The sequence below is a fragment of the Neobacillus nitrireducens genome (assembly GCF_030915405.1).
Lineage (GTDB): Bacteria > Bacillota > Bacilli > Bacillales > Cytobacillaceae > Neobacillus.
In genome coordinates, this window is the sequence record NZ_CP133262.1 from 342,002 (window position 1) to 354,551 (window position 12,550).

Genomic DNA, 12,550 nt, shown 5'->3' on the forward strand with positions numbered 1-12,550 from the left:
GATAAAAAGTAAATAGAATTTTTGGAAAAGCTATCAAGCCTCTTACTCATATTAGGAGTTTGATAGCTTTTTTATTATGTGAATCCGGTGCAAAATTTGTCATATTTAATAGATTTTAAATAATGGTTAACCCAATATTTACTATCATACTTTCTTGTTAATTCTTTAAAATTCCCCCAAGTTTTAATAGCTATCTATTTCCAATTATCATTTAAGAAATCCTTGAATTAATTGAATTCCACTAAAAACGTTTCCATATTTAGTGTAAAAACATGCATTTTTTTGGGGAAATCGCCGATAAACGTCAAATAAAATCGTAATTTTCCCCCAATGTACGAATTTTGTAATCTCATATACTATTTAAATATATTTAAGTATTGTGAAAATTATTGCTACTTAAATATAAAAATAATTTTGAACGCCTAGTAAAAATTTAATCAAGGGTGTGCAAAACTACTATTTTTATATATTTTAAAGGAGGGTAAAAATGAGTACAAGAATCAGAAGAAAAAAGAGATTATTATCGATTTCTGTGCTAATTGCAATGCTATTAAACTTTGCGCTCCCACAGAGTTTAACACTCGTACATGCTGCTGCTAACTCAAGTCAGCAGAGTACATCAGATGGAAGATTTGATGCAAAAGAAGTAAACCGTATTCTGGACGGTCTTACTCCTGAGCAAAAAGCAAGCATTAATAAGCTCACTGGAGCAGATAATGCCCAAAAAATTCGTGTAGATCAAAAAGATTTACGTAGTTCAAAAACTATTAATGTAATTGTTCAATTTAAACAAGATCCAGCAAAGATACAAATCATTAAGCAATCATTGGCTAAAGGTGGAGCAACTGTCAATAGTCAAGCTTTTGCAAGCGAATATTCCGACGCACAAAAAAAGGTTAAAGATTCTCATGCTAAATTTAAAAGCTTTTTAGAGACTCAGCCTAAAACGCAAATAATTGGCGGTAAAACTGTTAAGACGGCTACGAGCATTACGCGAGAATATACAGAAGCCTTTAATGGTGTATCTTTATCTCTACCTGCAAAATTAGTAGAAAAAATTGCCCAAAATCCAGAAGTTGCTTCTATTTGGTCTTCAGTTGAGTACACTGTTGCCGAAGGAGGAACTACTACACAAGCGACAAGTGAATCTGTAGGCAAACCTACAGGAGGGCTTTCTTTATTAGGATTAGATAAACTTCAAGCTGAAGGTCATACAGGTATTATTAAATCAGGTCCTCGTGCAGGCCAAAAAGTTAAGGTTGGTGTATTGGATACTGGTATTGACTACAATCACCCTGATTTGAAGGCTGTCTATAAAGGTGGACATGACTTAGTCAATAATGTAGGAATTGACCCAAATGGAAATGTTAAATATGTAGATGACCTTGACCCAATGGAAACCACATATGAAGATTGGGTAGCTGCTAAGGCGAATCCAGATCTAGTAGTAGGACCACCACCTGCAGATTATAAGCAGTATATTACAGAGCATGGATCTCACGTTTCAGGGACAATTGCTGCAAATACGACAAATAATAACGACGTATATTCAGCAAATGGTGTAGCGCCAGATGTGGCCCTTTATGGCTACCGTGTACTAGGACCAGGTGGACGCGGGACATCAGAATCTGTATTAAACGGTATTGATCAAGCAGTTAAGGATAAAATGGATGTCATCAATCTTTCGCTTGGTGCAACGATAAATGATCCTCTTTACCCAACAAGTATCGCTATTAACAATGCTACTTTAGCGGGTGTTGTGTGTGATGTTGCAGCAGGTAATGCTGGTCCTGATGCAGCTACGGTTGGATCCCCAGGAACTTCAGCATTAGCCATTACTGTTGGTGCAAGTACAATTCCGGGGGACATTCCTGTAATGACCCTAAAGAATGGCTCAGTATCTTATAAAGCACGTTTATTTGGTAAAAACTTTACCCAAGCAGACGATGCTTTTAAAGGACAAACCTTTCCAATTGTGGATGTCGGTTTAGGTCGTGCGGCAGATTACAGTGGATTAGATATGTCTGGTAAAATTGCTCTCGTGAAACGTGGCGGAGAGTTTTTATCGACTAAAATGGCAAATGCAAATAAAGCCGGCGTAGCAGGTATGATTATTTGGAACAATACTGCCGATGCAGATAACCAAGGCTATATCAACAGCTTCTTAGGCGTTAGCATGGATAATGTGTATTCTGTTTCATTAACGCAAGCAGAGGGACAAGCTCTTTCTGATGCCATTTACAAGGATCCGAAATCGGCAACGATTACGTTCCCAAATACACTTGAAACACCAGTCTCAAAGAAAGGGGACGAGTTAGCAAGCTTTAGCTCAACGGGACCAGTAAAGGATTGGACAATCAAGCCAGATGTTGTAGCGCCAGGTGTTGACATTTCTTCCACCATTCCTTATGACGTTTATGAGCCACAAGCAGGTGTAAGTGTAGAAGATAGAGATTATAAGTATTCTTATATGTTAATGTCCGGGACTTCAATGGCAACGCCTCACGTTGCAGGTATTTCAGCATTGATTTTAGCTGCTCATCCAGAATATACTCCGGCAGATGTTAAGTCGGCTTTAATGAATACAGCTAAGGATATTAATACAGATTCAAAGACTTATAGCGTATACCAAGTCGGTGCTGGACGTGTAGATCCTGCACGTGCAATTAAAGAGAATGTAAAAATCCAAGTTTTAGAAAAAGCATATGTTTCTAATTCAGATTCTACATTGAGTCAAGTTGATAATCTTACTGGAAGCATATTCTTTGGCTTTAAGGGTAGAGGAGAAGGGGCTACGAACGGCTCTGATGATGTGGTCTCATCAAAGGACTTTAGCGTAACGAATCAAGGAACAAGCAGTAAAACGTTTAATGTAAGTACTCAATTTATTTCAACCAAATTTGCTGGATCCAATAAAGTAGGACCTGGCACAGGAAATGATGTCAAAATCGATTTTTCTAACGGTGGTACAAAAGTGACATCTATTCAAGTTGGTGGAGGAAGTACCGTTAAAGAAACAGCAAGTATTACGGTTCCGTCAAACTCATTAGATGGCACTTACGAGGGTTATATTTACCTTGTAAATGCGGCGGATTCATCGGAGTCATATCGCATTCCGTTCACGATTACGGTTGCGGAAAAAGGTATTAATTCTTTTAAAGTTAATCTCAAGGCGATGACACCGGATTCAGCATCTGCCTATTCCTTCTCGGTAAATAGTGAAATGGAAAACACCTATATTTTATTAAAAGATAAGGACGGAAAATATCTAGGAGTAACAAACACTTTAACAAGTGCTAGTGGCATTTCACCAGGTGTACAATACGGCCCTAGATTAATGCTATTATCTGGACAATACCTTCCATTTAAAAAGCCATATGATGGCACCTATGATCAATCGGGATTAGCAGATAAGACAGCAGTGATAACGGAAGGTGCTTATTCTGTTGAGATGATCATGACTGACAAAGATGGGAAACGTTATACAGCAGAAGATACAGTCTATGTTGACGATACACCGCCAACGATTGCGATGGACAGTGATTCAAAGCCTGGCATTTATGAAATCGACCCTACAGGGTATCAACCGGGTCAAGAGATTAAAGGATTTTATGGTACAGTCGATGATTCTAACGTAGAAGTCATGAAAAATAATGGCGAAACTTCGGTTCCAAGTCCAAAAGATGGTAGAACACCTGTACCTGTCGATCAAGCATTGAACGGGGTTGTGGGTTACCAAGATAGTTATTTCCCAACTGTATTCTTCGATACAGATGCGAAAGGTCGTTTCCATTTTGGAGTAACTCCTGAGGACTTAAATTCAAAATTCGGTAGCTCTTTTTGGATTTATCCACATGATTATGCTGGGTCAGGAGATCCAGGCACAACAAGACAACAATATTACTTTATCAAAAAAGGTAACCCGTATGTAACCATTACCTCTTCGAGTGATGTAGATGCAGGGCCAGGTAATGAAGATAAGGTTGTAGTCGATGCGAATAAACCATTCAAGACGACAATCGCTACGAAATATGGCATCGGAATGACAGGCGCTAAAATTACACTCAATAATGCTGGTGTCTATACTTTTAGCAATATTAGACTTTCAGAAGAGTATAAAAACTATTTAATTAGCAAAGGTATTGATGACCCGACAGCAGTTCTAACTGTAGGTCAACCGTATAAACATCCAGTCTATACAAAAGGTGAAAATACGGATATTACGATATCGGGAATTGGTGCAAATGGTGCGCTTGACCATGATATGAATATTATAGAAGCGGATGTTACCTATAATAACCCTGATCCGATTGTAGGACCATTTGAGTTTCCAATGTTACAACCGCCGGTTTTAACCTTGTCAGGTGTGGATACCCAAACAGCTTGGTTCTCGGCCAATGAACCTTATGTGCGACAATCAACATCGGTGATGAGAGGTCGTGTAGCGGCTGAATCATTTGCAAGAAACAATGTAACCAATAATTATCCTCAATTTACAGTGGATTCAGGTGCGAAGGTAACGGTTATAGATGACAAAGATAAAAAGTTTACAACAGATAACCCAACATCATTTAATAATACAATTGCATATACGTTTATCAACCCGTATTATGCCGTAACCATGGATGTAAGTAATTCACCATATTCTGTCGAAGCAAGTGTACCAGGACATTTCAAGGGATATGCAAAAACACCAGTCATTGGTGAAAACAAATATGGATTTCAATCAGGTACAGTTAAAGATCTTCCAGGTCTCTTCCCAATTCTTTTAGGTGGAGATGTCAATGACGACAACGTCATCGACATGAAGGATTTACTGAAAGAAATCGATGTTTATTATCAATATAAAAACCTAAACAACTTTAATAATCCAGCCAATAACGTAGCAAACAAAACAGCATTCTTAAACACGAACCGTGATGCAGATATTTATTGGATTAAACCAACGGGCTTTGGTTACGGAATTGATTACAACGACTTCTATTACATCTTTAAAAACTTTGGTCACCAAAATCAAAGTGCGATTGATGCAGGATTAACGGTTCCAACTGCCCAATTAACAGTAGATCAAGATAAAACGATTACAACAGACTTTGCGGGCTCAATTACGTTAAATGCAGGTGACACGTTACAGCAAGTCATGCAAAAGCTTAATTTTGCTGGTCCAGCTCAAGCAACCATAACAGCACCAAAGTTACAAGACTTGCAAAATGGAGCGACAATCTCGATGTCCCCTTCAAGCACGGTGTTCGTTGATGATGTAGTATGGAGAAAATCAATAACAAAAATTATGCTAGGTTCAACGGATGTAACAAATTTAGTAACTATCAACCCAGGATATACGTATTATGACGCAAATGGTGCATCGCAAACAATGCCATCAAAAATTACGTTCCCAGGTTCACTATTCCCGACAGCAACGAATTACACGGTAACAGTGAAGGCGACAGGGTATCAAGATGTAACGAAAACTCTAACAGTATCAGCAGTCCCAATTCCGACACCAGTGATTCCAATTATCACAGACCCAACGGTAGCGCATATTGGACAGGATTTAACATTAACCTTCCCAGAAAATGCGAACTGGCGAAATGGAATCAATAAAGTGATTGTGACGACAAACACTGGAAAGAGTATGGATATAAGTAATTTAATCAATCCAGATACAAAACAAAAATATTATGACATCAGTAAGCCAGGAAAAATTACGTTCAATGCGAAAACATTTATGACAGATTCGACACTTAATCCGAATAGTGGTTTAACCTATAATACAGCGACTGTTAACCCTGGTGGAAAAAGCTATCTGCCACAACTTTACAAATTTACAATCGGCTCAACAGGAACAGATGGCACTGTTTATCCAGATGACATTGCAGGTTCTGATCCTATTTATACAGCTCAACAGCCAGTTGGATACTCTATTAATTTTGACAGCCAAGGCGGTACTGTAATTAACCCGTTTGCGGTAGGATTCAAAGCCTCATCAAGTAGATCAAATGGGCCGAATAGTAGCTTAATGGGCGCTATGGATCCCGCCCCAACAAGATCAGGATATAAATTCCTTGGATGGTATAATGATCCAACATATTCTAGTCAGTGGGATCCTGGTGCTGTTCTAACAGAGGATAAAACTGTCTATGCGAAATGGCAAATGAACTTTACACAAAGCTATTCGCTGGTTGAAGCAACGAAACCAAATGGAATCAAGTTTGATGGAACTAGTGGAGGAAGTGGAGTTGGTTGGGTGCTTGGTGAGGGAGATTTGAAAATCAATATCCCAGACTATGCAGCGAACATTCCTTGGTTAACAGGTAAGGAAAAAATTGAAAAAATAGAAGCCACTTACTATAAATTAAAGAGTGATGGAAAAGCAGAGGCTTCACCGACCACGTATACGTTAGACCCAAGCACATATGTAATGTCAACCAATGATCGAATTGGAACGCTTTCATTTACAACGGCGACAGAAAAATATGCAACTGAACATCCGGATCAAAAATTTGCCTTTAGTGCTGCGCCAAGTTTATCAAATGCTGGCCAAATTTTTGGATATAAGTTAGAGGTTACCGCAACAACTGGCGAAAAGATTGTGATTCCGGATGTGAAACTTGCATATAGACGACACATTGACTTAAATGGTGGTACTTTAAAGAATTCAACAGATACATTCTTGGCTGATGCATTAGTCAACGGTAAAGCTACTTCACCAAATATGTCAGCAGCAGGATCTCATGTTACAAATGGCACTCTTTCACTAAGTGAAAAATTATATCTGGACAGTGCAAACTCAAGTGACAAGGGTTCGGATATTTCACAAAACAATGGTATTTACCTAACCGATAATGCAACTTACTATTTATGTTGGATGAAAACACCTCCAACCGTTTCAAAGGATGCAGTTGAAAACATTGTAGGAAGCGATATTACGTTACCATTTACAGATGATGGAACATGGAGAAATAATATCAAAAAAGTAACAATCGGCTCAAAAGAATTAGTTCTTAATACTGATTATCAAATAGCGTATGATGAGGCAACGAAAAAAGGAACAATAACACTTGATAAATCATTATTCACAGCAGGTCAAAAGTTCAATGTGGTCATTGTTTCAGAAGGTTATGCTGATGCACTTGTTATTGATCAAGTTATCGGTTATAAAGTATCGTTTGTATCTAATGGCGGTGATCCTGTTCCAGCACAAATCGTAGATAGAGCTGCAACGAAGCCACTAGATCCAACAAAGGTCGGCTATAAGTTTTATTTCTGGTATACGGATCAAGATCTAACAATGCCTTATGATTTTGCAAACATTGTAACAAAACCAATTACACTTTATGCAAAATATGCTTTAACCGGTTCTCTAGTATTAGTAGATACAACAGATAACGCGCTAGGAAATGACATGACACTAGAATTCACTGATTCAGAATGGGCAAATGCTATTTCAAGAATCAAGGTTGGTGCGGCTATTGTAGATGAAACGAAATACAAAGTAGATATGGATGCACGTACGATTACGTTAGATAAGAGTCTTTTCAGCAAAAACTGGAGATTTCACCATCAATATCAGTGCAACTAGTTATGCAGATGTAACCGTTACCCAAAAAGTGGTGAATGGTTATAACGTACATTTCGTCCTTCCAAGCGATGCTCCTGATGAACTGAAAGATGGAGTGAAAGATCAAATTGTAGCACGAAGAATAACAGCGCCGACTGTTTATGGATATGATTTAGCTTGGTTCGCAGATGAAGCATGTACAATTCCATGGGAATTCACAAGCTCGATCTATTCCGCAAAAACACTTTATAGTAAATGGTCACTTCATAAATTCACAGTCATCTTTAAAACACAAGATGGTGGATTGGTAGAAAGTAAGTCCGCAGATTATAAAACGACAACCACGGCTCCAAAGGCGCCAACGAGAGAGGGTTATGCATTCCTAGGCTGGTATAAAGATACTGCCGGAAAAACACCATGGAATTTTGCGACAGATAAAGTTGAAGGAGACGTTATTCTTTACGCAAAATGGGCTAAAGGTGTAGAAAACAATGGGTATTACAACAAAGATGTAACTATTACATTTAATGAAGCAACAGCTACATTAAATGGAAAAGCTTTCACAAGCGGAACGATAGTTAAAAAAGAAGGAACCTACACATTAGTGGCAAGGGATGCTTCTGGTAATGAAACAACCGTGAAATTTACGATTGACAAAACAGCACCGAAAGCACCAATTGTGAATAAAGTGACTTCTACAACTACATTAGTAACAGGTACTGCTGAACCAGGAACTAAGATTTATGTAAGAGTTGAGACAAAAATCATTGGAACTGGAATTGTGGACAAATATGGTAATTTCACTGTTTCCATAGATAAACAAAAAGTAAGTACAAAACTTTACGTAACAGCGGAAGACGAAGCTGGCAACGAAAGTGATGCGACAAAAGTAACGGTTAGCAAATAAGGAACAAGAAATATCCCTGAAATTTTTTCAGGGATATTTTTATTGTACATAAAAGAAAGGGCATGAAAATAACAAAAGACACCCGAAGTTGTGTCGGAATGTCTTTTGTCATGATATATTTGTCTAGAATTAATTCACCATTTATGTGTTGATGATTAATTGGGCTAGTTCCAATGCGTCTTCATTTAACTTCATTTTATAATAATAATTGAATATTTCCTTTTTAGAACGCTCAATCAAATAAGTGAAACCGAATTTAGTAAACATCGGTAGGGCTTTATCAGACAAATATTGAAAATATTGATCTTCTTTCGATTTTAATAAATAAAGAAGAAGTCTAAATAAATGAATATATAATATTTGATCACTATTAATTGCCGTCTTTAATCCATTTTTTGCTTGGTGTATTAATTCTTCTTTTGGGAGAAGATCTCCATCAAATGAACTCCGTATAAATCCTTCTAAGGAAAGTAAAAAGGAAGGAGACTCTATTTCTTTAAGAGACATGGATTCTTTAAAATACATACTCGCTTGATCATATTTTTTTCTTCTAAAGTAGGCATAAGCTAAATTATGAATTACTTTTGCTTTTCGATCAGGGGCATTGCACAATTCGCAGCTTTTTATTAATTTTTTTAACCTGATTAATACTTCTTCATTAATTTCATCATCGTCAATTTGAATAATCATAATCATTTCAGCATCAATGACTCTCAGATAGTTATTCATATCTTTAAAATATTGGTGGGATTTTTCAGCATAATAATATGCCAAAACGGGTGATTGTATGGTGTGGTAAGCTATTGCCAGGTGATAATAATATTCTGGATTATTATAATTTTCATTTTGTATGGATTTTAAAGTTTCGATTGCAGTAAAGTAGTCTTGTTTTTCTATATAATAAATACCTAAAACATGTTTTAATAAATTGGTTTCATAGGGTGTTAATTTATTTTCTATTTTTTGAATTTTTTTAATGATTTTAAATCCATCATGGCTATTACCATTCATAAATAGATACCTAGCTCGAAGTAATTGATACATATATAAATATTCGGAGATCTGAACTAATTCTTCTCTTTCTATTTCAGTAAAAAGTTGGTCAGTATCATTAACCATCTGCATAATGATGGCTTCGTGCAGATTAAATATTTGTTGTTTTATATTTATAAGTTTTTTTACTTCTTTCTCTATATTTATTCCGAGGCGTTTGGATAATAAAGAAATGATTTCTGTTGCGAATGTTGTTTGACCGCATTCGATTTTACTTATATGTGTTATGGAACAAATATTTTTCCCTAACTCTTCTTGAGTTAGTTTGTATTTTTCTCGATAAAATTTGATGATTTTCCCCTCATACATAATCAATAGCCTCCTTATCAGAGTAATCCTAATACATTCTACATTCTTCAAAAAATTAAGTACATTTAGAAAAACGGAGTATCTTGTGAAGTAATACTTAAGAAGAGTTGTGATAATCTTTTGAGGTAAGTCAAAATAGAGAGGACAATTAATTAAACAAAAAGCTCTGGAAGAGAGCTTAATATTTGGTTTTTCTATCAGAATTTTGAAGGGATTTGGGTAAAATAGAATAAACCTTCCGATTTATACATATAAACAGGAGTTGAGGTGCAAGGATGAATTTTGAACAAATGGTGTATATAGTTAATGTTGCAAATGAAATGTCTCTTTCAAAAGCGGCTGAAAAATTATTTATATCTCCTTCCGGTATGAGCCAATCTATTACACAACTGGAGAATGAGCTTGGGATAAAAATCTTTAACCGTTCAAAACAAGGAGTAACTCCCACCTTCGAAGGTAAAATAGTTATTTCAAAAGCAATTACATTACTAAACACCATTAAAGAACTAAACAAAGAAATTAATGAATATAAAAATAGTAATCAAACTCATTTAAAAATCCTTACTGCACCTACTTTTTCTTATTTACTTCAAGAAAGCATGGTAAAGTTTAATTCAAAAAACAGTGAATGTACATTTGAATTAATTGAGCAAAACCCTACAGATATTATTCAGAATTTCAATAAGGAAAATTACGATTTTGCTGTAATCCATGCATCAATAGATGAGTTAAAAAAACAAAAAAATATTCGTTTTGAACATATTCATGAGGGTCATATATGTATCGCAGTGGGGAAAAAATCACCTTTTTATTCTTTGGATTATGTCACTCTAAGTAATCTAGAACATTCCCAATTTGTTATGTATAATTCATCCGATTATAAAAGGGTATTAAAATTAATAAAACTGGATCCAAATGCAGTTTTAATTAAATCGAATAGCAGCAGTCTACTTTTCGAGTTGGTAAAAGAGGGCGAAGCCGTTTTATTTTTACATGATTTTTCTATTAAAAAAAGTCCAATGGTTACAAATGAGGAGATAAAAATTATCCCATTAAGGCAGGAAAATTATTTTACAATTGATTTCTGGCTTATTTATTTAGAAACGAAAGGTTTATCTAAGGTAGCCCAGGAATTCATTGATGATTTTTTACATAATTTTAAAGAGAGCAAATGAATAAAGAATGTAGAACGATTGTAAAAGGTGAGAGCCACTTGAAGCTACTAAAAAGACATTATTTCATTAACTGATTGAAATTTATAACATACCCATAGTGAGCTCTCTTGGTCTGATGAATTTACATAGGAAATGGGGGATATTGGAGACTGACCCCATCTCTCGCGAAAACTAATTGCCGGGCAGTTGAATGCCGCGCCAGCCGCTTACATCGCATTGGCCATATTCATTATCACCCACAGCCACCACTGTGCCGTCCGATTGAAGGCCGATGGTATGAGCGCAACCCGCCGCAACTGCCACAATATCACGCCAATCACTTACATTACATTGACCATACGCATTCCACCCAACAGCCGCAACTGTGCCGTCCGATTGAAGGCCGATGGTATGATTACTACCCGCTGCTATCGCCACAATATCGCGCCATCCGCTCACATCGCATTGTCCAACCTTGTTTTGACCCACGGCCGTGACCGTGCCGTCCGATTTAAGCCCAACCGTATGAAGGTAACCCGCCGCAACTGCCTCTATGCTGTACCATTCTCTTACATTGCATTGGTGATACCGATTATTACCCACTGCCGTCACTGTGCCTTCCAACTTAAGCCCGATGGTATGCCAGTCACCCGCGGCAATCGCTACCATACCCTGCCAGTTGCTTACATTGCATTCACCTTCATTATTTCGGCCCACAGCTACCACCGTGCCGTCCGATTTAAGCCCAATGGTACGACGCCATCCCGCCGCAACCGCTACAATATCGCACCAGTCGTTTATATCGCATTGGTTATGCTTATTCCAACCTACTGCCGTCATCGTACCGTCCGATTTAAGCCCGATTGTATGAGCATTACCCGTGTTCGTCGCCATATGAACATTACCCGTCGCGACCGCCACCATATCATGCCAGCCACTTACATCACATTGGCCAAATTTATTATCACCCACAGCTATCACCGTGCCGTCCGATTTAAGTCCAACCGTATGACGACGGCCCGCAGCTATGGTGTCTTTAGACCATCGTTTTTGTTTCAGAATTTTTTCAAAAGGATTTCGAATTTCATTATTCATTTTTCTCACCTCACTAATAAGTATATCAGTTTGAAACAAAATTCTATTTTTAGATTAAGAAGCCTCTCTATTGAAACATTTATGTGTTTGATAAGTAAAATGTTCCTTAAATAAAAAATAGACGCATTCCTTGTTAGAGAAACGCGCCCCTTTATGAAGAAGTTTGGCTTCGTATGATTTACTCATTTGCCACACAAACAATGTATTTGTAACTGAAAGCCTTAGTGTGTAATCCCTTTCATTAACTATTGTGCTAAAGTAATATCGTGCTAAAATTCGGAATTTTCTGTTGACAATTAAGATTTACGTTACATATAATAGTTTCATAGGAATAGTATTATAGACTATGAAGAAGGGATGGATAACGCATGAGGCAGCTTTTAAAAATTGTGAAAAATTCAAAAATGGCAATAAAAGAGGCTGGACTCCAATTCTAATAGGAATCGGAATCCAGCCTCTTTCTTTATTATA

Annotated in this window: 5 protein-coding genes; 3 read left to right on the top strand and 2 right to left on the bottom strand. The window is 36.9% G+C overall.

The genetic code is table 11. The features are described 5' to 3' along the window. Positions 1-487: 487 nt before the first annotated feature. Both RCG22_RS01590 and RCG22_RS01595 read left to right on the top strand, forming a co-directional pair. Positions 488-7,582 (top strand): S8 family serine peptidase, encoded by a 7,095-nt coding sequence (locus RCG22_RS01590; RefSeq protein WP_308105433.1) that lies wholly within the window; start codon positions 488-490, stop codon positions 7,580-7,582. Between the two features lie 31 nt (positions 7,583-7,613). Then, complete coding sequence (locus RCG22_RS01595) at positions 7,614-8,468, top strand: InlB B-repeat-containing protein (RefSeq protein ID WP_308105434.1); 855 nt, start codon at positions 7,614-7,616, stop codon at positions 8,466-8,468. Between the two features lie 141 nt (positions 8,469-8,609). On the opposite strand, the gene RCG22_RS01600 is transcribed toward RCG22_RS01595, so the two are convergent. Beyond that, positions 8,610-9,830, bottom strand: a complete 1,221-nt coding sequence (locus RCG22_RS01600) for a helix-turn-helix domain-containing protein (protein ID WP_308105435.1) — start codon at positions 9,828-9,830, stop codon at positions 8,610-8,612. A gap of 275 nt (positions 9,831-10,105) precedes the next feature. Here RCG22_RS01600 and RCG22_RS01605 point away from each other — a divergent pair, with 275 nt between their 5' ends. Beyond that, positions 10,106-11,005, top strand: a complete 900-nt coding sequence (locus RCG22_RS01605) for a LysR family transcriptional regulator (protein ID WP_308105436.1) — start codon at positions 10,106-10,108, stop codon at positions 11,003-11,005. A 171-nt stretch (positions 11,006-11,176) separates the two neighbouring features. Here RCG22_RS01605 and RCG22_RS01610 read toward each other — a convergent pair whose 3' ends face one another. Beyond that, a complete protein-coding gene (locus RCG22_RS01610; protein ID WP_308107061.1) occupies positions 11,177-12,079 on the bottom strand; it encodes an RCC1 domain-containing protein in 903 nt (300 codons plus the stop codon). Positions 12,080-12,550 lie beyond the last annotated feature (471 nt).

What these genes read in the sequence shown, in the direction of transcription:
- RCG22_RS01590 (WP_308105433.1), top strand. Translation starts at nt 488, where the DNA reads ATGAGTACAAGAATCAGAAGAAAAAAGAGATTATTATCGATTTCTGTG.
- RCG22_RS01610 (WP_308107061.1), bottom strand. Translation starts at nt 12,079, where the DNA reads ATGAATAATGAAATTCGAAATCCTTTTGAAAAAATTCTGAAACAAAAA.
- RCG22_RS01605 (WP_308105436.1), top strand. Translation starts at nt 10,106, where the DNA reads ATGAATTTTGAACAAATGGTGTATATAGTTAATGTTGCAAATGAAATG.
- RCG22_RS01600 (WP_308105435.1), bottom strand. Translation starts at nt 9,830, where the DNA reads ATGTATGAGGGGAAAATCATCAAATTTTATCGAGAAAAATACAAACTA.